This is a genomic window from Janibacter indicus, assembly GCF_900176385.1.
Lineage (GTDB): Bacteria > Actinomycetota > Actinomycetes > Actinomycetales > Dermatophilaceae > Janibacter > Janibacter indicus.
This window is the reverse complement of record NZ_FWXN01000016.1, coordinates 1-23,583: the sequence shown is the minus strand read 5'-3', so window position 1 is coordinate 23,583 and position 23,583 is coordinate 1. Positions and strand designations below refer to the sequence as shown.

The 23,583-nt window shown below is 69.7% G+C and carries 24 protein-coding genes and 1 tRNA gene; 12 read left to right on the top strand and 13 right to left on the bottom strand.

Annotated elements, in window-relative coordinates:
• Positions 1-3: 3 nt before the first annotated feature.
• From B9B60_RS16230 to B9B60_RS16220, 3 genes are read right to left on the bottom strand one after another with little or no spacing between them, the layout of a single operon-like run.
• Positions 4-2,274, bottom strand: a complete 2,271-nt coding sequence (locus tag B9B60_RS16230; RefSeq protein WP_084453059.1) for an ATP-binding cassette domain-containing protein — start codon at positions 2,272-2,274, stop codon at positions 4-6.
• Positions 2,271-3,083: an ABC transporter permease gene (locus B9B60_RS16225; RefSeq protein WP_084453057.1), complete on the bottom strand. Its 813-nt coding sequence runs from the start codon at positions 3,081-3,083 to the stop codon at positions 2,271-2,273. The genes B9B60_RS16230 and B9B60_RS16225 overlap by 4 nt, the downstream gene beginning before the upstream one ends.
• Entirely contained in the window at positions 3,080-3,862 is a 783-nt protein-coding gene (locus B9B60_RS16220) for an ABC transporter ATP-binding protein (protein WP_084453096.1), read from the bottom strand. The genes B9B60_RS16225 and B9B60_RS16220 overlap by 4 nt, the downstream gene beginning before the upstream one ends.
• Positions 3,863-3,923: 61 nt before the next feature.
• On the opposite strand from B9B60_RS16220, the gene B9B60_RS16215 reads away from it, so the two are divergent.
• The 3 genes from B9B60_RS16215 to istB are packed head-to-tail and all read left to right on the top strand — an operon-like array spanning position 3,924 to position 7,177.
• A complete protein-coding gene (locus tag B9B60_RS16215; protein WP_084453055.1) occupies positions 3,924-4,694 on the top strand; it encodes a TetR/AcrR family transcriptional regulator in 771 nt (256 codons plus the stop codon).
• A gap of 30 nt (positions 4,695-4,724) precedes the next feature.
• Positions 4,725-6,401, top strand: a complete 1,677-nt coding sequence (gene istA, locus B9B60_RS16210; RefSeq protein ID WP_084453094.1) for an IS21 family transposase — start codon at positions 4,725-4,727, stop codon at positions 6,399-6,401.
• The gene (gene istB, locus B9B60_RS16205; RefSeq protein WP_084453053.1) at positions 6,398-7,177 is read left to right on the top strand and encodes an IS21-like element helper ATPase IstB; all 780 of its coding nucleotides are present in this window, start codon (positions 6,398-6,400) and stop codon (positions 7,175-7,177) included. Before istA ends, istB begins: the two co-directional genes overlap by 4 nt.
• 181 nt (positions 7,178-7,358) lie before the next feature.
• Here istB and B9B60_RS16200 read toward each other — a convergent pair whose 3' ends face one another.
• The 3 genes from B9B60_RS16200 to B9B60_RS16190 all read right to left on the bottom strand — a co-directional run bounded on the left by B9B60_RS16200 (position 7,359) and on the right by B9B60_RS16190 (position 9,406).
• Positions 7,359-7,997, bottom strand: a complete 639-nt coding sequence (locus tag B9B60_RS16200; RefSeq protein ID WP_084453051.1) for a hypothetical protein — start codon at positions 7,995-7,997, stop codon at positions 7,359-7,361.
• 123 nt (positions 7,998-8,120) lie between these two features.
• Entirely contained in the window at positions 8,121-8,750 is a 630-nt protein-coding gene (locus B9B60_RS16195) for a hypothetical protein (RefSeq protein WP_084453049.1), read from the bottom strand.
• Between the two features lie 582 nt (positions 8,751-9,332).
• Positions 9,333-9,406 (bottom strand) — tRNA-Pro (locus tag B9B60_RS16190).
• Between the two features lie 124 nt (positions 9,407-9,530).
• Between B9B60_RS16190 and B9B60_RS16180 the strand changes: the two genes are divergently transcribed.
• A complete protein-coding gene (locus B9B60_RS16180) occupies positions 9,531-10,001 on the top strand; it encodes a hypothetical protein (RefSeq protein WP_143445630.1) in 471 nt (156 codons plus the stop codon).
• Here the strand turns inward: B9B60_RS16180 and B9B60_RS16175 are convergent.
• Positions 9,970-10,908 (bottom strand): metallophosphoesterase, encoded by a 939-nt coding sequence (locus tag B9B60_RS16175; RefSeq protein ID WP_223277653.1) that lies wholly within the window; start codon positions 10,906-10,908, stop codon positions 9,970-9,972. The two genes, B9B60_RS16180 and B9B60_RS16175, sit on opposite strands and share 32 nt — an antisense overlap.
• Positions 10,909-10,965: 57 nt before the next feature.
• On the opposite strand from B9B60_RS16175, the gene B9B60_RS16170 reads away from it, so the two are divergent.
• Complete coding sequence (locus B9B60_RS16170; RefSeq protein ID WP_084453043.1) at positions 10,966-11,424, top strand: GatB/YqeY domain-containing protein; 459 nt, start codon at positions 10,966-10,968, stop codon at positions 11,422-11,424.
• Positions 11,425-11,490: 66 nt separating this feature from the next.
• Here the strand turns inward: B9B60_RS16170 and B9B60_RS16165 are convergent, their stop codons facing one another.
• From B9B60_RS16165 to B9B60_RS16155, 3 genes are all read right to left on the bottom strand, one after another.
• Positions 11,491-14,058 (bottom strand): penicillin-binding protein, encoded by a 2,568-nt coding sequence (locus B9B60_RS16165; RefSeq protein WP_084453042.1) that lies wholly within the window; start codon positions 14,056-14,058, stop codon positions 11,491-11,493.
• Positions 14,059-14,132: 74 nt separating this feature from the next.
• Positions 14,133-15,281 carry an ArsA family ATPase gene (locus tag B9B60_RS16160; protein WP_084453041.1) on the bottom strand — a complete coding sequence of 383 codons (1,149 nt, stop codon included), beginning with the start codon at positions 15,279-15,281 and terminating at the stop codon, positions 14,133-14,135.
• Positions 15,281-16,276 (bottom strand): ATPase BagA, encoded by a 996-nt coding sequence (locus tag B9B60_RS16155; RefSeq protein ID WP_084453040.1) that lies wholly within the window; start codon positions 16,274-16,276, stop codon positions 15,281-15,283. Before B9B60_RS16155 ends, B9B60_RS16160 begins: the two co-directional genes overlap by 1 nt.
• A gap of 29 nt (positions 16,277-16,305) precedes the next feature.
• Here B9B60_RS16155 and B9B60_RS17025 point away from each other — a divergent pair, with 29 nt between their 5' ends.
• The 4 genes from B9B60_RS17025 to B9B60_RS16140 all read left to right on the top strand — a co-directional run bounded on the left by B9B60_RS17025 (position 16,306) and on the right by B9B60_RS16140 (position 18,567).
• Complete coding sequence (locus tag B9B60_RS17025; protein WP_007926759.1) at positions 16,306-16,461, top strand: Sp36 family protein; 156 nt, start codon at positions 16,306-16,308, stop codon at positions 16,459-16,461.
• A complete protein-coding gene (locus B9B60_RS16150) occupies positions 16,461-16,925 on the top strand; it encodes a RidA family protein (RefSeq protein WP_084453039.1) in 465 nt (154 codons plus the stop codon). Before B9B60_RS17025 ends, B9B60_RS16150 begins: the two co-directional genes overlap by 1 nt.
• Positions 16,925-17,761 carry an NUDIX hydrolase gene (locus tag B9B60_RS16145; protein ID WP_200811258.1) on the top strand — a complete coding sequence of 279 codons (837 nt, stop codon included), beginning with the start codon at positions 16,925-16,927 and terminating at the stop codon, positions 17,759-17,761. Before B9B60_RS16150 ends, B9B60_RS16145 begins: the two co-directional genes overlap by 1 nt.
• A 98-nt stretch (positions 17,762-17,859) precedes the next feature.
• Positions 17,860-18,567 (top strand): MBL fold metallo-hydrolase, encoded by a 708-nt coding sequence (locus B9B60_RS16140; protein WP_185222407.1) that lies wholly within the window; start codon positions 17,860-17,862, stop codon positions 18,565-18,567.
• Between the two features lie 371 nt (positions 18,568-18,938).
• Here B9B60_RS16140 and B9B60_RS16135 read toward each other — a convergent pair whose 3' ends face one another.
• Positions 18,939-19,616 carry a Crp/Fnr family transcriptional regulator gene (locus tag B9B60_RS16135; RefSeq protein WP_072625509.1) on the bottom strand — a complete coding sequence of 226 codons (678 nt, stop codon included), beginning with the start codon at positions 19,614-19,616 and terminating at the stop codon, positions 18,939-18,941.
• A 104-nt stretch (positions 19,617-19,720) separates the two neighbouring features.
• Here B9B60_RS16135 and nth point away from each other — a divergent pair, with 104 nt between their 5' ends.
• Both nth and B9B60_RS16125 read left to right on the top strand, forming a co-directional pair.
• Positions 19,721-20,389 carry an endonuclease III gene (gene nth / locus B9B60_RS16130; RefSeq protein ID WP_084453037.1) on the top strand — a complete coding sequence of 223 codons (669 nt, stop codon included), beginning with the start codon at positions 19,721-19,723 and terminating at the stop codon, positions 20,387-20,389.
• A complete protein-coding gene (locus B9B60_RS16125) occupies positions 20,386-21,069 on the top strand; it encodes an NUDIX hydrolase (protein WP_223277651.1) in 684 nt (227 codons plus the stop codon). Before nth ends, B9B60_RS16125 begins: the two co-directional genes overlap by 4 nt.
• On the opposite strand, the gene B9B60_RS16120 is transcribed toward B9B60_RS16125, so the two are convergent.
• Together B9B60_RS16120 and B9B60_RS16115 are read right to left on the bottom strand one after the other, a co-directional pair.
• A complete protein-coding gene (locus tag B9B60_RS16120) occupies positions 21,035-21,832 on the bottom strand; it encodes an alpha/beta fold hydrolase (RefSeq protein ID WP_234993908.1) in 798 nt (265 codons plus the stop codon). The two genes, B9B60_RS16125 and B9B60_RS16120, sit on opposite strands and share 35 nt — an antisense overlap.
• Before the next feature lie 107 nt (positions 21,833-21,939).
• Positions 21,940-22,398 (bottom strand): phage holin family protein, encoded by a 459-nt coding sequence (locus tag B9B60_RS16115; protein WP_084453035.1) that lies wholly within the window; start codon positions 22,396-22,398, stop codon positions 21,940-21,942.
• A 200-nt stretch (positions 22,399-22,598) separates the two neighbouring features.
• Here B9B60_RS16115 and B9B60_RS16110 point away from each other — a divergent pair, with 200 nt between their 5' ends.
• Positions 22,599-23,414: a glycerophosphodiester phosphodiesterase family protein gene (locus tag B9B60_RS16110; RefSeq protein WP_084453033.1), complete on the top strand. Its 816-nt coding sequence runs from the start codon at positions 22,599-22,601 to the stop codon at positions 23,412-23,414.
• Positions 23,415-23,583: the final 169 nt, after the last annotated feature.

Genomic DNA, 23,583 nt, shown 5'->3' with positions numbered 1-23,583 from the left:
GTGTCAGTTTTTCGCGTGAGCTCGTAGGTGTTCGGCCGTGTGGGTCCCGCCGTCCGTGATCATCTGGTCTGGTGTGCCCTCGAAGACGACTTGTCCGCCCTCGTGTCCGGCTTCGGGGCCGATGTCGATGATCCAGTCGGCGGCGGCGATGATGTCGAGGTTGTGCTCAATCACGATGGGCGTCGATCCGGCGTCGATGAGCCGGTCGAGCAGCCCGATGAGCCGTGAGATATCGGCGATGTGCAGTCCCGTGGTCGGCTCGTCCAGGATGATCGTGCGGCCGGGGGTTCCGAGTTCGGTGGCGAGTTTGAGTCGCTGACGTTCGCCGCCGGAGAGGCTGGTGAGGGTCTGTCCGAGGGTGAGGTAGTCGAGGCCGACGTCGTGGAGCCGGGACAGGATGAGCCTGATGGCGGGCTGGGTGAAGTAGTCCAGCGCGTCGGTAACGCTCATCTCGAACACGTCGGCGATGGTCTTGCCGGCGACGTGATGTTCTTGGGCTTGTGGGGTGAACCGTCGTCCTTCGCAAACTTCGCAGCGGGTGATCACGCCTTCCATGAAGGCGAGGTCGGTGTAGATGATGCCGTTGCCCTCACAGGCCGGGCATCCTCCGGTGGAGTTGGGGGTGAACAGCCCGGCAGGTGCTCCGGTGGTCTTGGCAAACACATCACGGATCAGGTTGAGCAGGCCGGTGTAGGTGGCTGGGTTGGAGCGGCGCGATCCCCGGATGGGGCGTTGGTCGATGACGATCGCGTCGGGCTCGACGGCGGGGAGGTTGCCGAGGATCAGGCTGGACTTGCCCGATCCGGCGACTCCGGTCACTGCGGTCATCACGCCGCGCGGGACGCGGGTGGAGACGTCCTGGAGGTTGTTGGTGGTGGCATCGTCGATGCTGATCCAGCCGTCGGGTTCACGCCGCGTCCGGGTCGCGCGCCGGTGCTCGCGGAGTCCGTGCCCGGTAGGGGTGTCGGCCTGGGTGAGGCCGTCGTAGTCGCCTTGGTAGACGATCTGGCCGCCGGAGGTTCCGGCGGCGGGTCCGAGGTCGATGATGTGGTCGGCGATGGCCATGATGTCCGGATCGTGCTCGACCACGAGCACGGTATTGCCGCGGTCACGCAGAGCTTCGAGCATCTTTCCGAGCGCGGCGACGTCGCGGGGATGCAGGCCCACGGTGGGTTCGTCGAACACGTAGAGCATGTCGGCCAAGGCGCTGCCGAGATGGCGGACCATCTTGATCCGTTGGGCCTCACCTCCCGAGAGGGTGGACGTGGCCCGGTCGAGGCTGAGGTAACCGAGACCGAGGGTCATCATCCGTTCCAGGTGGACGCGCAGGTTCGCGACCAGCGGTGCCACGCCGACACCGTCAACCTCGGCGACGCGCTCGGCGAGGTCGCTGATCTGCATCGCGTTGAGGTCGGCGATCGACTTGCCGTCGATCAGGCTGGCACGGGCGGGCGCGGCGAGTCGGGAGCCGTGGCATTCGGGGCAAGGGCCACGCGACACGATCCGCTCGAACGCCTCTCGCTGCTTGCCTTTGAACGAGTCGGGTTCGCGCTGGAGGTAGATCCGGTTGAATCGGGTGACGAGGCCTTCGTAGGCGGTGCCGACCGCATCCATCCCAGCTGGCAGGGTGTGTTCCCCGGCTGGTGCATGGAGGAACAGCTCGCGTTCCTCGGAGGTGTAGTCACGGATCTTCATGTCCGGGTCGAAGAACCCGGCCTTGGCGTAGGCCTTCCACAGCCAGGTGCCCGGGTTGAACTTGGGGAAGGTGATCGCGCCCTCGTTGAGGGATCGGTCGTCGTCGACGAGCTCGGATTCCACGACCGAGGCTGCGACGCCGAGCCCCTGGCAGTTCGGGCACATGCCCGCGGGGTCGTTGAAGCTGTAGGCGTTGGAGTAGCCGGCCGCTGGCTGACCGATCCGCGAGAACAACAGCCGCAGGCGTGCGCCGATGTCGCTGATGGTCCCGACCGTGGAGCGTGGTCCGCCGGTCAGGCGCTGCTGGTCGACCACGATGACGGCCGAGAGGTTCTCCAACAGGTCGACGTCGGGGTGGGCGTAGCTGGGCAGCCGGCCTTGGGCAAACGCCGAGAACGTCTCGTTGAGCTGGCGCGCCGACTCGGCGGCGATAGTGTCGAACACCAGCGAGGACTTGCCTGAGCCGGAGACGCCGGTGACGACAACGAGCTGATGCTTGGGGACGTCGACGTCGATGTCTTGGAGTGAGTTCTGGCGGGCTCCGCGCACGCGGATCACATCGTGGGTCGTGGTCGTCATGACAGCCTCCGGTAGGCGCGAATAGCGAGGGGCACGAACGCCAGTGTCAGCGCGAGCGGCCAGCCAATGGCGAAGAGCACAGCGTGGTCGGCGACGAAGGTAACCCCGGTGAGGTCGGTGCCCGAGAACAGTTCACGCGCCGCGGATGCGGTCGCCGACAGGGGGTTCCATTCGGCGACGACTCCGAGCCAGGCCGGCATCGTGCGCGGATCGACGAACACAGTCGAGAGGAACGCCACCGGCCAGATCGCAAGCTGGGCGGTCGTGGCCGCCTCTGGTGTGCCTGCCTTCAACCCGATCCAGACGCCGACCCACAGCAGTCCGAACCTCAGCCACAGCAGCAGGACGTAGGCGAGCACAACATCGGCGAGGCCCCCTTCGGGACGCCAGCCGAGCAGCAGTCCTGCGGTGGTGACGACCGCGAGTTCCACGGCGGCAGTGAGCATGTCAGCGAAGACCCGTCCCAGCAGCACCGAACCGCGGGAGATGGGCAGTGTGCGGAACCGGTCGGTGACGGTCTTGGCAGCGTCTCCGGTGACAGCGGTGATCGTCGTCTCGATTCCCGATAGCACGGTGAAGGCGAGAATGCCCGGCACGACGAAGACGATGTAGTCGCCTGTGGTGCCGGCGATCGCCCCGCCGAGCAGGCCGCCCATGAGCAGCATGACCAAGACGGGGAACAGCAGTTGGATGCTGAACGTGACCGGTCGCGCCCGCCAGTGCCGCATCGCGCGGCCGGTCAGGATGACGGCCTCGCGCAGAATGCTGCCCGTGGCCGGAGCGTGGTGCTCGATCGTCGTGGCGCTCATGCTGCGTCGCCCCCTCGATGTAGATGCAGGTAGACGTCTTCGAGGGAGGGTTCGCGCAGTTCCATCCGTGGCTCTCCCACGAGCGTTTTCAAGTCCGATGGGGCACCGGTGGCGACCACGGAACCCTCGCGCAGGATCACGACGTCATCGGCCAATTCGTCGGCCTCCTCCAGGTACTGCGTGGTCAACAGGACGGTAGTACCCTCGTCCACCAACGAGCGCACCGTGTTCCAGATCGTGCGACGGGCGATCGGATCGAGGCCCGTGGTCGGCTCATCGATGAGGAGCACGGCGGGACGGGTGATCATCGAGGTCACGAGGTCCAGGCGACGTCGCATGCCACCGGAGAACCCGGATACCTTCTGCCCGCCGTGCTCGCTCAGGCCCGCCTGCTCCAGGAGCGTGGCTGCCCGCGACCGGGCCGCGGTACGTGAGAGCCCGATCAGCCGGGCAAACAGTTCCAGGTTTTCCCTGGCTGAGAGCACCTCGTCGAGGGCGGCATACTGCCCCACGACGCCGATCGATGCCCGTACCCGTGCAGGATCGCGGTCCACGTCCCAGCCATTGACGCTCACAGTGCCGGAGTCCTTGCCCGTCAGCGTCGTCAGAATCCGCACCAGGGTCGTTTTGCCGGCACCATTGGCCCCCAGCAGTGCGCACACCCGGCCGGAGTCGACGCGCAGATCGACCCGGGTCAACGCGGGTTTGTCCCGCTTCGGGAAGGTCTTGCGCACCGCCTCGACCCGGATCGAACCGGGTGGGCTCATCTCGACATCCATGCTGTTCCTCTCGTCGCGTTCTACAGTGTATTCTACAACGTACAGTTCGAGGAGGACAGAGATGGCCAAGCGCACAGGCGTGGACGAGTTCAAGCTGATCGGACTGCTCTGGCGTGACTCGCCGGTGAGCCCACGCAGCGGGATCAGCACCCAAAGCGTCACCGCACTGGCAGTCGACCTCGCCGACAGAGAGGGCCTGGACGCCGTGACAATCCGGCGACTGGCCGAGGAAGCAGGGGTCACCGCGATGGCGCTGTATCCACACATCGGTGGCCGGGCCGAACTCATCGAGCTCATGCTCGATCACGTCGCGGGCGTGACCTACGAGGCCGTCACGATCCCCGAGGGCGCGGACTGGCGGGAACGCGTCACCGCGATCGCCGAAGCGAACTGGGCGAGTTGCCAAGCCCATCCCTGGATCACCGACCTCGCCGCCGGACGCCCAGTCCCCGGACCAGGGGCCTCAACGAAGTACGAGACCGAGTTGCGCGCCCTGGACGGAATCGGGCTCACCGACGTCGAGATGGAGCACACCCTCACCGCCCTGCTCTCGTTGGTGCAGGGAACAGCCCGCGCCACACGCGCCGCCCAAGACTCCAGGCTGCCGGGCGAAGACCACGACACCGACTGGTGGTCGAACATCGAACCGGCCCTGACCACCGCGATCGGCGACCAGACCCGGTTCCCGACCGCCTCGCGCGTCTCACGCACCCTCGGAGAACAGACCGGCAAAGCCAACGACCCCGAAGGTGCCTACCGGCGTGGTGTCGGCCTGATTCTCGACGGCATCGCAAAATGCCTCGGCACACCAACCTCCGGCAATGGCCGATGACCTCCGGCCCGACCCAAGACGGGCGTGTCCGTGCCGGCGGGTAGGTCCAGGGTCGACCTGTACTCCGCAATCCGGCGCGATGTCCGCGCCGGGATGTCCAACCGCGCCCTGCAGCGCAAGCACGGCGTGGGGTACCGGACCGTGGTCGCCGCGCTGGAGTCGGCCTGGCCCAAGGAGCGGAAGCCACCCCCGAAGCGGGGCTCACGACTGGACCAGTACCGAGACGCCATCGACGACTGGCTGCGCGCAGACCTGGACGCGCCCCGCAAGCAGCGGCACACCGCCAAGCGGATCTTCGACCGGCTACTGGATGAACGCCACGCCACCGATGTGTCGTACTGGATGGTGCGCGAGTACGTCGCCACCCGACGCCGCGAGATCCGGATCGAAGCGGGTCGGGAACCCACGAACACGTTCATCCCGCAAGAGCACCTGCCCGGCCGCGAGGCCGAGGTCGACTTCGGCGAGGTCGCGATCCGCCTGCGCGGCGAACTCGTCACCTGCACCCTGTTCAGCCTGCGACTCTCCTACTCCGGCAAGGCCGCACACAGGATCAGTGCGTCCGCCGGGCAAGAAGCCTTCTTCGAAGGGCACGCGCACGCGTTCCGGGTCCTCGGGGGCGTCCCGACCGGGAAGATCCGCTACGACAACCTCAAGGCCGCAGTCGCCAGCGTGATCGGGTTCTCCCGTCAACGGGTCGAAGCCGACCGGTGGACCGCGTTCCGGTCTCACTACGGCATCGAGGCCTTCTATTGCCAGCCCGGCATCCAAGGGGCGCACGAGAAAGGCGGCGTCGAGGGGCAGATCGGGTGGTTCCGTCGCAACCACCTGGTCCCCATCCCCGAAGTCGACTCCCTCGCCGAGCTCAACACTTTGGTCGACGCCTGGGACGAAGCCGACGACACTCGGCGGATCGGGTCGCGGGCCCGCACTGTCGGGGAACACTTCGCCACCGAGCAGCCACTCCTCGCGCCACTGCCCAACGAGCCGTTCGAGACCGGCCGCTGGTTCAACCCACGCGTGGACCGCTACGCGCAGGTCTCGGTCAGGATGAACAAGTACTCTGTCCCCGCGCGCATGGCCGGCCGTCAAGCCCGGGTGCTGCTCAACGCCAGTGACCTGGTTGTGTTCGACGGCAAGACCGAGATCGCCCGCCATGAGCGGCTGATGACCAAGGGCGCGACCCGGGTCGACCTGGATCACTACCTCGAGGTCCTCCTCCGCAAACCCGGCGCACTACCCGGCGCGACAGCGCTGGAACAGGCCAGGGCATCAGGGAGCTTCACTCCCGTTCACGACGCCTGGTGGGCCGCGGCCTGCAAGGCGAACGGCGACGCCGACGGCACCCGGGCCCTGATCGAGGTCCTGATGCTGCACCGACACCTTCCACACGAACACGTCGTCGCCGGGCTCGCGACAGCGCTGCGTGCAGGCGCGCTCACGGCCGACGCTGTCGCACTGGAAGCGCGCAAGCGCAACGAGACGGCAGATGGCGAAGCCGACGACACGACAGCACACCACCCGACCCCCTTGATGGGCAGCGACACGGCACACGGTGAAGGCGAGACCCCTGCCGTGCGATCGCTGACCGAGCGCCGGCTTCGCGCCCACATCCCGGCCGACACTCGGCCGCTGCCGAGCGTGGACAAGTACGACCAACTGCTGGCCAGCCGCCGTGACCCGCCGAACGAAGGAGCCGCACCATGACCACCAAGCGCCGAGGGATGACAGAGGAAGCAGCCGACGCCGCGATCGACCAGGCCTGCCGGATGCTGCGGATGCCCACCATCCGCAACTCCTTCGCCGACTACGCCGACCGGGCCGGGCATGAGCAGATGTCCTACCGCGGGTTCCTTGCCGAAGTGCTGCTCGCCGAGTGCGACGATCGCGCCAGACGCCGGTCCGAGCGTCGGATCAAGGCCGCCAAGTTCCCGCGCGAGAAGTCGCTGCGGGCCTTCGACTTCGACGCCAACCCCAATCTCGACCCCGCCGTGATCCACACCCTCGCCAAGTGCGAATGGGTCCAGAAGGGCCAGCCGCTGTGCCTCATCGGCGACTCCGGCACCGGCAAATCTCATCTGCTGATCGCCCTCGGCACCGAGGCCGCCATGGCCGGCTACCGGGTCAAGTACACCCTTGCGACCCAACTCGCCAACGAGCTCGTCGAGGCTGCCGACGAGATGACGCTCGCCAAGACCATCGCCCGCTACGGTCGCGTCGACCTGCTGTGCATCGACGAACTCGGCTACATGCAACTCGACCGGCGCGGAGCCGAGCTGTTGTTCCAGGTCCTCACCGAGCGCGAGGAGAAGGCCTCTGTCGCGATCGCGTCCAACGAGTCCTTCGGCGGCTGGACCAAGACCTTCACCGACCCCAGACTCTGCGCTGCCATCGTTGACCGTCTCACCTTCGGCGGCACCATCCTCGAGACCGGCACCGACTCCTACCGCCTGGCCCAAGCCGCAAAGCAGCGCACGACCTGACCGCAGCTCAGGCGCGCGAAGCGGCGGTGTCGGCGGAGACCACCATCGCCGGCCCAGACCACGTCTCAGCGGTGTCAGAACCCACCTACAAACGGTGTCGGACGAAACCTCCGAAGCCAGTGCCAAGTGGGCCCGACAGCCGACGTCAGTCACGAAGGGCCGTAAGGGCCTGGGAACAGGGTCACGCGTCCATGGAGACATCGGCTCCTGGCGATTTGCGCTGGCTGGACTGCTGCGTCATCACCCGGGCCAATGTGGCGACGGCGCCCACGATGAGCGCCGCGGGCAGCAGAACATTCGTCACGTCGATGAGGGCCGGGTCATCGTTTCCCGCCCGCACGGCATTGCGTCGAGCGGTCCAGGCGGAGTAGGCGATGTAGGTGGGGAGCGCGGCTGTGGCCGCCATCCCGACAAGGCCGTCTACGGAGATCAGACGACGGACTGCAGCCAGGCCCGCGGCCGCGACGATCGCGGCAACCTCCCAGAAGATGCCTTCGACGAGGACCAGACCGGGACCAGAGATGGTGCCGTCGATCGTGCGGGCGATCATGGCGGCGTCGAGGGCCACGTAAGTCGCGACGGCTGGGACGAGCAACGTCAGAGCCCGAGCGAGCGACGACTTCCACGTCTTCCCGGCCCACGCGGCGGCGAACCCCGCGAGGAGCCATCCCCACTCGCGTCCGACGACCTTGGCCATCCAGTACGAGCCTGGGATGAGGTCAAAGTTGGCCGCGACGTTGACCGCACCCAGACCGACGCCGAGCAACGGCAGCGCGATGAGGGCCCAAACGCTGGAGCGTGGTCCCACCTCGCTGGTCACCTTCCTCATCTCGGTTGAGGTTTTCTTCGCCGTTCAGTAGAAGCCTCGGAGCAAGGGTCCCATCGATTGCGTGGTGACGCCGAGCAACCAGCCGTTCGCATCCAGCCTGTGCAAGCGCTGCGCTCACTCGCCTATCGACGAATCGTCTGCTCGCTGCTCTGCCAAGCGGTGAAGCGCCCCCGTGAGGGCTGATACATCCTTCGCGGAAGGGCGGCGGTCTACGGCCTTGGCGAGCAGGTGCAGGCTCCCATCGGGGTGGACATTGGCTTCACGGAAGTCGGTGATGTCGACGACGTACTCCAAAGTCGGGAGGGCGCCGAACGGCCCCGTCGCGTCGATGGTGATGGTGCGCGGTTGAGGGCCCGTCGACTTCATCAAGTCGTAGGTTGCTCCCAGTCTCCACCAATTGATCCGCCCCGGCGGGAGCGACGCGATGCCGTTCGTCATGCGTTCGATGGCCGCGGAGGTGAGTGGATGTATGTCACCGAACGGCGGGTCGACGCGGAATGTCACATCTGTGGCCACGGTGGGGCCCGAGTTGCCGACGACCCAGTCGAGGGTTGCGCCGTCGTCGGGGTTCAGGCGGATGTCTGCCCAGACATAGGGCTGTGACGAGTCACGATGGATCTGTCGCTGGACCTCCGTCTGGCTCTTGGCTGCGGCTACTTGCGACTTCGAGATCAGCACGGCCGCGATGTTGAGGAGCAAGGAGACGACAGCGATGACGACAGCGACGACGGTCGGTAGTTCCATGGGCCGAGTGTGCCGGTGAGGACCGACAGTCGAGCGGGGCCCTGGCAGGCCAGGGGCAGACCTGTGGGAATCCCTCCCAAAGATCCGACCTCACGTTGATTCCATCCCACGCCGACTGGCCCGCTCCCGATTCGAGAGCGAGCTGATCGCAAGACCCCGCGACGGCCGTGCACTGCACTACGTGGGGCGGTCTGCGCCGGTTCGCAGACCTGGAGGTCAGTCACCGGTGGCGTCGATCGTTTTGGTGTCGCGGCTGAGGCCCTGTCCAGCGCCGCGTCGAGCGGTCGGGGCTACCCAGCGGCACCACCTCCCGCCGTGACAGGAGATGACACAGGCGAGCAAGAGGAGACACGTGCGTGCACGGCCAGGTGCTCGACGCCCTTCACGGGCGGAGCGTGGATGGCTACGCTAGGTCTCACGTCAGCACCTCTCAGTTGCTGTCGTCAGACCCCCGGAGGTGGCAGCCTCGCGGGGGTCCTTGCTGTCCGCGAGCTGTGCCGTTGTGTCCCAGTTATGCCCAGAGGGCAAACAAAAACCGGCCCAGACCCGCATTTCTAGCGGATCTGAGCCGGTTTCGGCGGGTCGGGGTGACAGGATTTGAACCTGCGGCCTCGTCGTCCCGAACGACGCGCGCTACCAAGCTGCGCCACACCCCGTGGTGCCTGCGCCCCTCGTCTCCGAGCGGCGCCAAGGAAGGATAACCCAGTCGCCGCCCGGATCGACAATCGGGCTCAGGGCATCTGGTCCGTCTGCGTGGACGGGTCGTAGGGCAGTGTCTCGGTGACCTCGTCGGTCGGGGTGGTCTCGGTGACCCCGGGGTCGACAGGGGCGGTCTCGGTGGCCGGCGGGGTCCACGGAGTCGTCTCGGCGGGCGGCGGGGTCCACGGGGTCGTCTCGACCGGAGGAGTCCAGGTCTCCGTGGGCGGAGGAGCCGTCGTCGTCGGCTCCGGCACGACCTCCTCGGTCGTCGTCGGCTCGGACGCCGGCTCCTCGGTGGTCGTCGAGGTCGTCGAGGTCGTCGACGAGGTGCTCGACCAGGTGCTCGAACTCGACGTCCGTGTCCGAGAGGTCGACGAGGAGGACGAGCTGCTCGACGTGCTCGTCGACAGCGTCGGAGCCGGGGGCAGGTCCACCGCCGGGGCGGCGCTCGCGATCGCCCAGGTCGAGGTGCCGCCGGCGAAGACGGCTGCCGCGACGAGGGAGGCGGCTTCACGCAGGTTCATCGGGCAGGCCCTTCGGGGACGAGGGTGAGCAGGGTGGCCTCGGGTCGGCACGCGAAGCGCACCGGAGCGAAGCGGGAGGCACCGAGGCCGGCCGACACGTGCAACCAGGCGGCGTCGGCGGGAGCTGCGCCGCCGGCGCCGGCACCCGGCCACCAGCGGGAGACCCCCTTCGCCCGGCGGCGGTCCAGGTCGCAGTTGGTGACGAGCGCACCCACGCCCGGCACGCAGAGCTGGCCGCCGTGCGTGTGCCCGGCGATGACCAGCCGGGCGCCATCGCCCGTCATGGCGTCGAGGACCCGCTGGTAGGGAGCGTGGGTGACGCCCAGTGTCGTGGCGGCCGGGTCGGCCGGCGCGCCCACCGCGGCGTAGTCGTCCCGGTGGATGTGCGGGTCGTCGACACCGACCAGGTCGAGACGGGAGCCGGCCACGGTCAGGCTCGTGCGGGCGTTGTCGAGGTCGACCCAGCCCCGCGAGGCCATGCCCTCGCGCAGCTCCTCGGTCGGCAGCTCCACCCGCGAACCGACGACCTTGGCGTGGTCCTTGGTCAGGTAGCGGGCCGGGTTCTTGGGCACGGGGGCGTGGTAGTCGTTGGACCCCATGACGAAGACGCCGGGCCGCTCGAGCAGCGGCGCGAGGGCGTCGAGGGCCGCCGGCACCGCCTCGAGGTGGCTGAGGTTGTCGCCGGTGTTGACCACGAGGTCCGGCTCGAGCGCGGCCAGCCCCCGGATCCACTCCGTCTTGGCCTGCTGCCCCGGCACCATGTGGATGTCGCTCACCTGCAGGATCCGCACCGGCAGGGCGTCAGCGGGTAGTACCGGCACGGTGAAGCGCCGCAGGGTGAACAGGCGCGGCTCGACGAGCACGCCCCATGCGAGCGCGGCAGCACCGGCCGCGGCCGTCCCGGCCACGACGCGCGTCACGGAAGTGGTGGTCACGGGGCACATCTTGGCAAAGCGATCGAGCAGATGTGCCCGTGCTGCCACAATCGAGTCATGACCGACACCCTCAAGGCCACCCTCCAGCACGACCTCCACACCGCGATGCGGGCCCGCGAGCAGGTGCGCGTCGCCACCCTGCGCATGGTGCTCACGGGGATCAGCAATGCCGAGGTGTCGGGCGAGTCGGCGCGCGAGCTCAGCGACGACGAGACGCTCAAGGTCGTGGCCAAGGAGGCCAAGAAGCGCAAGGAGTCGGCCACCGCCTACCGCGACGCCGGCCGCCCCGAGCTGGCCGAGCGCGAGGAGGCCGAGCTCGCGGTCCTCGAGACCTACCTGCCGGCCCAGCTCGGCGACGACGAGCTCACCGCGATCGTCGACCGCGCCATCGAGCAGGTCGGCGCGACGTCGATGGCCCAGATGGGTCAGGTGATGAAGGCCGCGCAGGCCGAGGCCGCCGGCCGTGCCGATGGCGGGGCCATCGCTGCCAAGGTCAAGGCGCGTCTGGCGGGCTGACCCGGCCAGCACATGACGAAGGGGGGAGGTCACCGTCGCCGGTGACCTCCCCCCTTCGGTCATGGGTCAGTCGTTGGTGTTGCCGCCGTTGCCGTTGCCGTTGCCGTTGCCGTTGCCGTTCGGCCGCGTCCCCGTCTGGCGGGGTGTCGGCGTCGAGCGGGTGGCGCTGGGGCGCGACGTTGTCGTGCTCCGCGTTGTCGACGAGGACGGCCTGGAGGTCGAGCTCGACGAGCGGGTCGTCGACGGGGCGGGTGCCTGCGTCGTCGTGGGGGCTGGCGCCTGGGTCGTCGTCGGGGCCGGCGGCGGGGTGTAGGGCGGGACGCCGTTGGAGATGTACATCGTCACGGTCGTGCCCTTGAGGGCCTGCCCGGTCGGCTGGGTGTAGGCGACGGCGCCAGCTTGGGCGGTGCTGTTGACCTGGCTGCCCTCGGTGGCCTTGAAGCCGGCCTTCTCGAGCTTTTCCTTGGCCTGGGTCGGGCCCATGCCGGTCACGTCCGGGATGGAGCGCATGTCGCCGTTGATGACTTCCTTGCTCGGCTTCGTGAAGCGCTTCTTGGCCATGCCCTCCGACGCCTCGTCCATGACCTCCTTCCAGATCGGCCCGGCGATGGTGCCGCCGTAGACCTTCGGGTAGAACTGCCCGCCGATGTTGACGCCGGTCATCTCGTACTCGCGGATGGGCGAGCCGACCCAGACGGCCGTGGACAGCTGCTTGGTGAAGCCTGCGAACCAGGACTGCTTGTTGTTGTCGGTGGTACCCGTCTTGGCGGCGGCATGGCGGCCGTTGTCGAGGACCATGGCGTTGGCGGTGCCGCCGGGGGTCATCGTCTCGGTCAGCAGGTCGGTGACACCACGGGCGATGTCCTTGTCCATGACCTGCTTGCACGCCGGCGGCTTGATCTTCATCTTGGTGCCGTTGGCCGTGGTGATGGACTCGATGGGGTTGGGCGGGCAGTACTTGCCGTCGGCCGCGAGGGTCGCGTAGCTCGAGGCGAGCTGCAGCGGGGTCGAGGAGTCGGAGCCGAGGACGAGGTTGGAGACCGCGTAGTCGTCCTTGGTCTTGACGCCACCGTTGTAGTTGAGGCCGTAGGGCAGGCCGTAGCCGTCGGTCAGACCCATCTTCGCCATGACCTTGGGGATCCGGCAGGAGCCGATGTCGGAGGCGAGCTGGGCGAAAGAGGTGTTGACCGACATCTTCGTCGCCTGGCGCATCGTCATCGGGCCGCCCACGGCCTTCTCCGCGTTGGCGACGACCCACGGGGAGTTGGTCGTGCACTTGCTGTTGAACTGCTTGGGCATGAAGGTCGCCTGCGTGCCGTCCGGCGTGTTGATCGTCGACTCCATCGGCTTGCCCTTCTCCAGAGCGGCGACGAGGGCGAACATCTTGGCGGTCGAGCCGATCGCGAAGCCGTTGGTGCCGCCGTACTGGGCGGGCACGCTCCACGCCTGCTCCGAGTAGCGGGTCGAGGCCTTCTTCAGACCGACCTTGTAGGTGGAGGTCTGGGCGATGGCGCGCACCTTGCCGGTGCCGGGCTCGATCATGGCGGCCGCGGAGCCGAAGCGCTCGGTGCCCGCGGGCACCCGCTCGGTGAGCTCCTGCTTGAGGTTCTTCTGCCACGAGCGGCGCAGGGTGGTCTTGATCGTGAAGCCACCGGTGTTGATGGCCTGCATGCGCGCGTCCGGGTCGGGGCCGAGCTCGGGCATCTGGCGCAGGTACTGGATGACGTAGTTGCAGAAGTACGGGTCGACCGCCTTGGAGCAGGTGCCGCCCTCGTTCTCCTTGATCTTCAGCGTGCTCTTGACGCTCTTGGCCTTGGCCGCGTCGGCCTGGGCCGGGGTCACCATGCCGAGCGACTGCATGCGGTTGATGACGAGGTCGCGACGCTCCTGGACCTCCTCGGGGTTGGTCCGGGGGTTGAGGCGGCTCGGCGACTGGACGACGCCGGCCAGCGTGGCCGACTCGCTGAGGTTGAGCTCGGAGGCGTGCTTGCTGAAGAAGTGCTTGGCGGCCGCCTCGACGCCGTAGGCCTGGTCGCCGTAGAGGGCGAGGTTGAGGTAGCCGGAGAGGATCTGGTCCTTGGTGTGCGTCTTCTCGACGTTGAGCGCGTACTTGAGCTCCTGCAGCTTGCGGCTGTAGGTCTGCTCGACAGCGGCCTGGGCGGCCTCCTGGTCGTCCTCGCGGACCGCCTTCTCCTGGAGCATCAGCTTGACGTACTGCTGGGTGATCGACGAGCCGCCCTGGGTCTGACCGGAGCTGACGTTGGAGACGAGGGCGCGGGTCGTGCCACGCACGTCGATGCCACCGTGCTCGTAGAAGCGGCTGTCCTCGATGGCGATCTGCGCCTGCTGCATCGTCTTGGAGATCTTGCTCAGCGGCACGACGATCCGGTTGGCGTCATAGGGCGTCGCCAGGAGCTTGCCGTCGGAGGAGTAGATCTTCGACTGCTGGGCGAGTGCGGTCGCGGTGAACTCGTCGTCGAGGTTGTTGAACCCCTCCGCCGTGGACTGGGCCGCGCCGCCGGTCGCCCCCGCGAGCGGGATGACCAGGCCGGCGCCGACGAGACCGATACCGACTGCGACGGCGACGAAGGCGCCGAGCAGGCGGAAGAGATGCGGCATCCCGGAGTCAGACATGCGGCACAGGGTAACCGGGCAACCTGTGCGTCCGGGGGAGCCCGCGCGGGGATGGCGACGGCCGACGAAGGGGGTCAGCGCCCGCCGAGTGCGCTGCCGATCGCCCGCAGCCCGTCGAGGTCGTGGATGTCGAGGGGCTGGGCCGGTACCGCGGCCGTCGGGACGCCCGGGTGCGAGGTGCGGAAGCGGGTGATCATCGCCCGGTGCCGTGCGGCGGTCTCGGCGACCTCGACGTGCACCCGCAGGAGCGAGGCGGCCAGCTCGTGGCCGCCGAGCTCGTCGAGGGCCGCGGCGGCGTCCTCGGCGCGGCCGGCGCTCAGCTGCTTGGCGGCCGTGGTGTGCACGCGGTTGACGAGGACGCCGGCCAGCGGCATCCGGTCGCTCGCCAGGCGCTCGATGAAGAATCCCGCCTCGCGCATCGCATCGCGCTCGGGGGCGGCGACGACGACGAAGGCGGTCTCGGGCCGCGAGAGGAGGGCATAGGTCTGGTCGGCGCGCTGGCGGAAGCCGCCGAACATCGTGTCCATCGCCGCGACGAAGGTCTGCACGTCGCGGAGGAACTCGCCGCCGAGCAGCTTGGTCATGATCCCGCTCGCCAGCGAGACCCCCGCGCTGAAGACCTTGAGCGAGGCCCGCCCGCCGACCTTGGCCGGGGCGGAGAGCAGACGGATGAAGCGGCCGTCGAGGAAGGACCCGAGGCGCTTGGGTGCGTCGAGGAAGTCCAGGGCCGACCGCGACGGCGGGGTGTCGACGACGACGAGGTCCCAGTCCTGCGTGCCCTCGGCCATCTGCCCCCTCAGCTGCCCGAGCTTTTCCATGGCCATGTACTCCTGCGTCCCGGCGAAGGAGCTCGACACGGCGATGTAGAAGGGGTTGGCGAGGATCTGGGCGGCCTTGTCCGGGGCCGCGTGCGCCTCGACGACCTCGTCGAAGGTGCGCTTCATGTCGAGCATCATCGCGTCGAGCGAACCGCCGGCGGAGGTGTCGATGTCGGTGACCGGGCGCGGGGTGTTGTCGAGCTCGTCGAGCCCGAGCGACTGGGCCAGCCGACGCGCGGGGTCGATGGTCAGCACGACGACCCGGCGGCCCTGCTCCGCGGCGCGGACCGCGAGTGCGGCGGCGGTCGTCGTCTTGCCGACCCCGCCGGACCCGCAGCAGACGATGATCCTCCGCTCGGGGTCCCCGATGACGGCGTCCAGGTCGAGGCCGGTGTCCTTCGCCATCAGATGGCTCCCTGCTCGTCGAGGTGGTCGGCGAGGAGGCGCAGCCCGCCGGACTCGACGCCGTCGGGCAGGTGGGGCAGCACCCTGACCGGGACGTCGAGCTCGCCCAGGACGTCGTGCTGCTCGGCCTGCAGCCGGGCGCGGTCCACGTGGTCGGCACCCTCCGCGAGGAGCCCCGCGACGATGGCCGGGCGCGCCGTGACCTCGACGGCGGCGAGGGCCTCCTCCAGCGCGGCGCGCACCGTGGGGTCCTGGTCGGCGACGGCCTCGGCGTCCTCGTCGGCGACGAGGGGTTGGCGCACACCGTTGGCGACGACCGACCCGACGCGAAGGGAGAGCCCGCCGAGCTCGTCGATGGCGTCCTTGGTCTCCTGCACCGGCATCTCCTCGAGGAGGGTCACGAGGTGCACCGCGGTCATCGGGCTCTGCAGCAGCCGGGTGATCGAGTCGGCCTGGTTGCGCACGGGGCCGACCCTGGCCACCTCCGACACCTCGGAGTTGACGTTGAGGAAGCGGCCGATCCGGCCGGTCGGCGGGGCGTCGAGGACGACGGCGTCGTACGCGGGGCGCTTCTTCGCCCCCTTCGTCACGCGGCCGACCGCCTCGTAGACGCGCCCGATGAGCAGCACGTCGCGCACACCCGGGGCGATCGTCGTCGCGAAGTCCACCGCCCCGACCTTCTCCAGCACCGAGCCGGCGCGGCCGAGCTTGTAGAACTTCTGCAGGTACTCGAGCAGCGCGGTCTTGGCATCGACCGACAGCCCGACGACCTCGCCGCCGGAGGGGTCGGTGACCACCGTGCGCTCCTCGGTGCCGAGCGGGGCCACGTCGAGGACCTGCGAGATCCCCTGCCGGCCCTCGACCTCCGCGAGCAGCACGCGCTGCCCGCGGGCGGCGAGAGCCAGCGCCATCGCCGTGGCGACGGTCGTCTTGCCGGTGCCGCCCTTGCCGCTCACGACGTGCAGCCGAACGGGGGATGCGGAGGGATCGGTCACGCCCGTAAGTCTACGAGTAGGGTGCCGACATGACCCAGTGGGAGTACGTCACCGTGCCGCTCATCGTCCACGCGACCAAGCAGATCCTCGACCAGTGGGGCGAGGACGGCTGGGAGCTCGTCCAGGTCCTGCAGGGCGACGGGGGCAACCTCGTGGCCTACCTCAAGCGCCCCAAGGCGGCCTGATGGGACGCATCGACGAGCGCCTCGCGGAGCTGTCCATCACCCTGACTGACCCGCCCGCGCCGGCCGGCGCCTACGTCCCGGCCATCGTCGACGGTCACCACGTGCTGACCTCGGGGCAGCTGCCCCTCGTCGACGGTGCGCTCCCCGTCACCGGCCACGTCGGTGCCGAGGTCGACCCCGAGCAGGCCAAGGAGATGGCCCGCCTGTGCGCGATCAACGCGCTGGCCGCCATCCGCGGCGCCATCGGTGACCTCGACCGCGTCGAGCAGGTGGTCAAGGTTGTCGGCTTCGTCTCCAGCGCACCGGACTTCACCGGTCAGCCCGGCGTGATCAACGGCGCCAGCGAGCTCCTCGGCGAGGTCTTCGGCGCGGCCGGAGAGCACGCCCGCTCGGCCGTCGGCGTTGCGGCGCTGCCCCTCGGGACGCCCGTCGAGGTCGAGGTGACGGTCCGGATCCGCGACTGATGGTCCAGCGCGACTTCGTGCTGGGCTCGCTGCGCGAGTCTCTGCTGGGGCTCGACGCCGGGGAGCCTCCGGCCGTCACCGAGCCGGCCCAGCCCAAGCTCGCGTCGACCGTCATGCTCGTGCGTGACGACGAGGGGCCGCTCGAGGTCTTCATGCTCCGGCGGGCCTCGTCGATGGCCTTCGCCCCGTCGATGCACGTCTTCCCCGGTGGTGGCGTGGACCGGGGCGACGCCGAGGACGAGCTCCCGTGGGCCGGCCCAGCGGTCGAGGAGTGGGCCGAGGTCTTCGGCACCGACGAGGCGAGCGCCCGGATGCTCGTCGCAGCGGCGATCCGGGAGGTCTTCGAGGAGACCGGCGTGCTCCTCGCCTCCCCGGCCTCGGGCGAAGGGGAGACCCCTCACCTCGACCCCGCGGTCGCCGCCGACCTGCGCGCCCGCCTCGTGCGCCACGAGATCGGCTTCGGACAGGTGCTCCTCGAGCACCACCTCGTGCTGCGCAGCGACCTGCTGCGCTACCGCGGGCACTGGATCACGCCCGAGGTCGAGCCGCGTCGCTACGACACCCGGTTCTTCGTCGCGGCCGTCCCCCCGGGCCAGGAGCCCGACGGCGAGACGAGCGAGGCCGACCTGTCGGAGTGGGTGCACCCCCGCGACGCGCTCGGCGCCTTCGGCGACGGCGACGTCATGCTCATGCCGCCGACCCTCGTCTGCCTCGAGCAGCTGGCCGAGGTCAGCACGGTGAGCGCCGCGCTGGGGCAGGACCTGCCGATCGCGCCGGTCATGCCCCGTCTCGTCGAGACCGAGGCCGGCCCCGCCATGCGGGCGGAACTGCCGTGAGCGTCGCTGCTCCCGAGCCGTCCGCTCCCTTCGGTCACTGGGCCGGAGGCCAGATCACCGAGCACGCGCACTGCCTGCTCCAGGGCAACCCCGGTCCGATGACGCTCGACGGCACCAACACCTGGGTGCTCATGAGCCCCGGCGGCAGCGACGCCATCGTCATCGACCCCGGTGAGGACGAGCCCGCCCACCAGCAGCGCGTCGTCGACCACGTCGCCGGGCTCGGCGCGCGGGTCACCCGCATCGTCCTCACCCACGGGCACGCCGACCACAGCGAGGGTGCGCCCCGGCTCGCTCGGCTCACCGGCGCCCCCGTCCAGGCCGTCGGCCGAGGACACGACGACCTCTCCGACGGCGACGTCCTGCGCGCCGGAGACCTCGAGGTGCGGGTCGTGGCCACCCCCGGGCACACCGCCGACTCGGTCTCCTTCGCGCTCGCGGCCGACCACGCGCTCCTCACGGGTGACACCGTCCTCGGTCGGGGCACGACCGTCGTCGCGCACCCCGACGGCGAGCTCGCGGCCTACCTCGACTCGCTCGAACGCATCAAGGCGCTCACCGGTGACGGGGCAGTCGCCACGATCTTGCCCGGTCACGGTCCGACGGTTCCCGACGCCGCGGCGATGGTCGACTTCTATCGGGTGCACCGCCGTGAGCGGCTCGACCAGGTGCGGGCCGCCATGGCCGAGGGGGCGCGTGATGCCGACGCCGTCGTCGCGACGGTCTACGCAGACGTCGACCGCTCGGTCTGGCCGGCCGCGAAGATGTCGGTGCTCGCGCAGATGCGGTTCCTCGAGGGCGCCTGAGTCTCCTCGTCTCGCCGCCGCCGCGTCTCGATGCCCTCCCGCAGTCTCCCTCTGGGCTCCCGAAGGGGTGGGGGTGGCCCTAAGAAGAAGTCCGGCTGCTTCCCTGAACGCTCACTCCGTGTGTCGGCCGGACTTCTTCATGAGTCGGGCCACCCCCACCCTTCGTCCGCATCCGCTTCTCGATCGCGGTTGGCCGCCCCGCTCTTCGTCCGCCCGTGCGTGGGCCCCCGCCGCTTTGGGTGGAGGTAAACACGCCGATGAACCTGCCGCGCGTATACCTCCACCCGATCTGGTGGGCCCCGCCCTTCGCGGCCGCAGACGCGCGAAGGGCCCGGCGCCTGAGGCGGCCGGGCCCTTCGAGGGATGCGGGGTCAGCGTGCGCGGCGCTGGAGGCGCTCGACGTCGGTAAGGAGGACGGCGCGGGCCTCGAGGCGCAGCCAGCCGCGCGAGGCGAAGTCCGCCAAGGCCTTGTTGACCGTCTCGCGAGAGGCGCCGACGAGCTGGGCCAGCTCCTCCTGGGTGAGGTCGTGGGCGACCATCACGCCGTCCTCGACGGGGCGGCCGAAGCGCTGGCTGAGCTCGAGCAGCGCCTTGGCCACGCGACCGGGGACGTCGGTGAAGACGAGGTCGGCGAGGTTTTCGTTGGTGCGGCGCAGACGACGGGCCAGCGCGGCGAGCAGCGTGCCGGCGATGCGCGGGTGCGCGCCGAGCAGCTGGGTGAGCTGCTCGTTGCCCAGACCGATGAGCTGGGTCTCGGCGACGGCGGTCGCGGTCGCCGTGCGCGGGCCCGGGTCGAAGAGGCTCAGCTCGCCGAGCATCTCCGACGGGCCGAGGATCGCGAGCAGATTTTCGCGGCCGTCGGTGGAGGTGCGACCGAGCTTGATCTTGCCCTCGGTGATCACGTAGAGCCGGTCACCCTGATCCCCTTCGTTGAAGAGGACGTCGCCGCGCTCCATCCGCACGGGAGTCATGGACGACATCACCTGTGCGGCGTCGGCATCGTCGAGGGTCGCGAAGAGCGGGGCGCGGCGTACGACATCGAGGTTCACAGTGGGCAGTGTGCCACGTCGCTCCGCGGCAGGGGGCCTAGGCTGCGGGGGTGTCTGCCGAACGCGTCGAGTCCCCGCTCGCCCTGACCCGCCGAGCGCGGCGCATGTACCGGATGCTCCACGAGCGGTACCCCTACGCGCACTGCGAGCTCGACTTCGACACCCCGCTGCAGCTGCTCGTGGCCACCGTCCTGTCGGCGCAGACGACCGACGTGACGGTCAACAAGGTGACGCCGACGCTCTTCGCCCGGTGGCCCACGGCGCCCGACCTCGCCGCCGCGGATCGCACCGAGATGGAGGAGGTGCTGCGACCGACGGGCTTCTACCGGGCCAAGACCAACTCCGTGCTCAGGCTCGCCTCCGCGATCGTCGAGGAGCACGACGGCGAGGTCCCGCCCCGCCTGGCGGACCTCGTCAAGCTGCCCGGAGTGGGCCGCAAGACGGCCAATGTCGTCCTGGGCAATGCCTTCGGGATCCCGGGCATCACCGTCGACACCCACTTCGGTCGTCTGGCTCGCCGCATGGGGTGGACCGACGAGGAGGACCCGGTCAAGGTCGAGCACGCCGTCGGCGCGCTCATCCCGCGCAAGGAGTGGACGATGCTCAGTCACGTGGTGATCTTCCACGGGCGCCGCACCTGTCACGCCCGCCGGCCGGCCTGTGGCGCCTGCCCGGTGGCGCGCATCTGCCCTGCCTACGGCGCCGGCGAGACCGACCCGGACAAGGCCGCCAAGCTGCTCAAGTACGAGCTCGCGCCCGGGTCCGCGCAGTGACCGCCCACCCGATCGCCCCCCACTGGTTGCTCCGGGCCGAGTCCGAGCTGCGCGCCGACCTGCCCGAGTGGTTTACGCAGTTCGCGCCGCCGCAGGACCCGCCGCGGCGATCGGCGGTCCTCATGCTCGTGACGCCGGGGGAGTCGGGTCCCGAGATCGTCCTCACCGAGCGCTCGCGCCATCTGCGCAGCCATGCCAGCCAGGTCTCCTTCCCGGGCGGCAAGCTCGACCCCGGCGAGACCCCGGTCGAGGCCGCGTTGCGCGAGACGTGGGAGGAGGTAGGTGCCGACCCCGAGGGCATCGAGGTCGTCGGGTCCTTCCCCGACCTGTGGCTGGGCCCGAGCAGCAATGCGGTGACCCCGGTCCTCGGCTGGTGGCCGCAGCCGGGCCCCCTTCGCGTCGTCGACCCCGGCGAGGTGGCCCGGGTCGAGAGCATCCCCGTGGACGACCTCGTCGACCCGGCCAACCGGTTCACGGTCAAGGGCCCGAGTGGATACGTCGGCCCCGGCTTCGAGGTGGCGGACCTCTTCGTCTGGGGCTTCACGGCCCAGCTGCTGAGCGTCCTCCTCGATGCGGCGGGTCTGACCCGCCCCTGGGACGAAGGGAGACGACGTCGCCTCCCGTGGCGGGTCGTGCGTCCCTACCTCACGCAGGGTGCGCGGCGGCCAACCACGAGATGAGGGCCGACCCGACCTCGTCGGGCGCCTCCTCGGCAAGGAACTGGCCGACTCCCGGCACGGCCGAGCGGGCCAGCGGGCCCCGGACGAAGCGGTCGCTCTCCTGACCCATGACCGGCAACGACGTCGGGTCGGCCTCGCCGTGCAGGTGGAGCACCGGCGCCTCGATCGGCTCCTGCACGCGGTGCAGGTACCGCAGCCCCGTCGGGGTCAGTCGGCACCGGTAGAACCACCGGTGGTACTCGGCGGCGGCCTGCCCGGCGAAGGGGACGGACATCGCCTCCGTGTAGCGTTCGCCGACCTCGTCGGTGATCCACGACGTGTCCGGCCCGGACCAGGAGCGCAGACGGCGCTCGACGGTCAGTGGCTGACGCTCGGAGGCGAAGGGGGCCTGCATGGCCCGCAGGTACTGGTTGGCCCGCCACTGCAGGGGATGCCGCCACATGGCGCGGTGGAAGACCGCCGGGTGCGGCATGGCGAGCGGAGCGATCGCCGCCGTGACCGAGGGGTGGTGCGTGGGCATGCTCCACGCGATCCACGCGCCGAGCCCCTGACCGACGACGGCGGCGCGGCCGGCGCCGAGACTGCGCGTGATCGCGGCGAGGTCGTCGCAGGCCGTCGGGGCGTCGTAGCCGCTCGGCGGCTTGTCACTGGCCCCGAAGCCGCGCAGGTCGACGGCGGCGACGCGGTAGCCGGCGTGTGCGAGGGCCGGGATCTGGTGACGCCAGGTCCACCAGAACTGCGGGTACCCGTGGACGAGGACCACGAGCGGGCCGCTCCCGGCCAGGGCCACATGGAAGCGCGCGCCGTTCGCCGAGACGAAGCGGTGCTCCCACGGGCCCTCGACGAGGGCGGCCGCCGCGTCGGGCGGGTTCAGCTGCCCGGCTTGATCGCGGCGACGGTCTCCTGTGCGTTGCGGATCGCGCGCTGCGGGACGGTGTTGTTCTTCGCCTTCATCAGGGCCTTGTAGCCCAGCAGACCGAGGGCCGCGGCGAGGAGGAGCAGGACGACCGTGATGATCAGGTAGCCCGCCCACACCGGCAGCCAGATCGCGATGACCCGGGCCAGAGTGTGGAAGAGGAAGATCAGGCCGAGCAGCCCGAGGAATGCGGCGCCGCCGAGCAGGCCGGCGCCCTTGCCGCCGAAGCCCAGGCCCTTGGTGACCTCGGCCTTGGCCAGCTGGATCTCGTTCTGCACCAGTGCGGAGATGTCGTGCGAGGCGTCGGCGACGAGCTGGCCGACGGTGCGCTCGGTCTCCCCGGGGGCGGGCTGACCGACGGGACGTCGCGTCACGGGGTCGGTGCTGCCGGTGCGGGCGTGATCGTTGCTCATGCTGCTCCTGCTCGTGTGGACGTGGACCTGCCACCACGGGTGGCCTGTTCGTTGGTCAGCCTACCCACGAGTTCCCCGCGGGCGACGTCACCGGGCCGCGACGACGGCACGGCAACGGCACGTGGAAGTCCCGGTGAACCCTCGGCCCCACCGGCCCGTTGTGGACACATCCGGTGGCGAAGGGGGTCCACCATCGAGTCATGAGCTACGGCGAGGAGACCGAGCCCCTGGCGATCGCCCACCGCGGTGGGGCGGCTCTGGGACCCGAGAACACCCTGGCGGCCTTCGCCATGTCGACGGCGCTGGGTCTGCGCTACATCGAGTCGGATGTCCGGCTCACGGCCGACGGGCACCTCGTGTGCTTCCACGACGAGACCCTCGACCGGATCACGACCGGAAGGGGGCGGATCGGCGCCCGGACCCTCGGCGAGCTCGACCGACACGTCCGGGTCGGCGGCACCGAGCGGATCCCCACCCTCGAGGAGGCGCTCCTGACCTTCCCCGAGGCGCGCTTCACGGTCGACCTGAAGGACCGTGCGGCCATCGCGCCGATGGCCCGCCTCCTCCAGCGCCGCGACGTCGCCGAGCGGGTGTGCGTGGCCGGCGCGTGGGACGGCTGGCTCCAGTTGCTCGCATCGCAGGCACCGCACCTCCGCACCGCACTGGGATGGCGCTCGCTCGTTGCGCTCATCTCTGCGGCGAAGGCCGGCGTCCAGCCGCCGGCCGCCGCGGTGCGGGGCCGCTTCGCCCACGTCCCGGTCCAGCTGGGCCGGTTGCCGATCCACTCGGCGTCCCTGGTGCGACGCGCTCACCGACTCGGCGTGCGCGTCGTTGTGTGGACCGTCGACGACCCGGAGCAGATGCACGAGCTGCTCGACATGGGGGTCGACGGGATCATCACCGACCGTCCGGACCTGATGCGCGCAGTGATGATCCAGCGGGGCACCTGGGCGCCGATGCGCGGTCGGATGCCCGCCGGCGGAGGCGATTTGGCGTCCGCGGCATCGGTGATCTAATGTTCTCGACGTCAGCCCGAGAGGGAGGAACGGACACCAAGCGGTGACTCGCAAGAGTCACACCAGGCAGGCCGGTCCCGCGAGCTGACAGCCCCCATCCGAGTTACTCGGATCCGGCCGATCAGGTCGGAACCGCGGATTTGGAACCGAGCAGCTCCGCTGCTACGGT

What these genes read in the sequence shown, in the direction of transcription:
- B9B60_RS16165 (WP_084453042.1), bottom strand. Translation starts at nt 14,058, where the DNA reads ATGTCTGACTCCGGGATGCCGCATCTCTTCCGCCTGCTCGGCGCCTTC.
- B9B60_RS16195 (WP_084453049.1), bottom strand. Translation starts at nt 8,750, where the DNA reads ATGGAACTACCGACCGTCGTCGCTGTCGTCATCGCTGTCGTCTCCTTG.
- B9B60_RS16145 (WP_200811258.1), top strand. Translation starts at nt 16,925, where the DNA reads ATGGTCCAGCGCGACTTCGTGCTGGGCTCGCTGCGCGAGTCTCTGCTG.
- B9B60_RS16220 (WP_084453096.1), bottom strand. Translation starts at nt 3,862, where the DNA reads ATGGATGTCGAGATGAGCCCACCCGGTTCGATCCGGGTCGAGGCGGTG.
- B9B60_RS16225 (WP_084453057.1), bottom strand. Translation starts at nt 3,083, where the DNA reads ATGAGCGCCACGACGATCGAGCACCACGCTCCGGCCACGGGCAGCATT.
- B9B60_RS16115 (WP_084453035.1), bottom strand. Translation starts at nt 22,398, where the DNA reads ATGAGCAACGATCACGCCCGCACCGGCAGCACCGACCCCGTGACGCGA.
- B9B60_RS16110 (WP_084453033.1), top strand. Translation starts at nt 22,599, where the DNA reads ATGAGCTACGGCGAGGAGACCGAGCCCCTGGCGATCGCCCACCGCGGT.
- B9B60_RS17025 (WP_007926759.1), top strand. Translation starts at nt 16,306, where the DNA reads ATGACCCAGTGGGAGTACGTCACCGTGCCGCTCATCGTCCACGCGACC.
- B9B60_RS16170 (WP_084453043.1), top strand. Translation starts at nt 10,966, where the DNA reads ATGACCGACACCCTCAAGGCCACCCTCCAGCACGACCTCCACACCGCG.
- nth (WP_084453037.1), top strand. Translation starts at nt 19,721, where the DNA reads ATGTACCGGATGCTCCACGAGCGGTACCCCTACGCGCACTGCGAGCTC.
- B9B60_RS16160 (WP_084453041.1), bottom strand. Translation starts at nt 15,281, where the DNA reads ATGGCGAAGGACACCGGCCTCGACCTGGACGCCGTCATCGGGGACCCC.
- B9B60_RS16150 (WP_084453039.1), top strand. Translation starts at nt 16,461, where the DNA reads ATGGGACGCATCGACGAGCGCCTCGCGGAGCTGTCCATCACCCTGACT.
- B9B60_RS16140 (WP_185222407.1), top strand. Translation starts at nt 17,860, where the DNA reads ATGACGCTCGACGGCACCAACACCTGGGTGCTCATGAGCCCCGGCGGC.
- B9B60_RS16230 (WP_084453059.1), bottom strand. Translation starts at nt 2,274, where the DNA reads ATGACGACCACGACCCACGATGTGATCCGCGTGCGCGGAGCCCGCCAG.
- istB (WP_084453053.1), top strand. Translation starts at nt 6,398, where the DNA reads ATGACCACCAAGCGCCGAGGGATGACAGAGGAAGCAGCCGACGCCGCG.
- B9B60_RS16215 (WP_084453055.1), top strand. Translation starts at nt 3,924, where the DNA reads ATGGCCAAGCGCACAGGCGTGGACGAGTTCAAGCTGATCGGACTGCTC.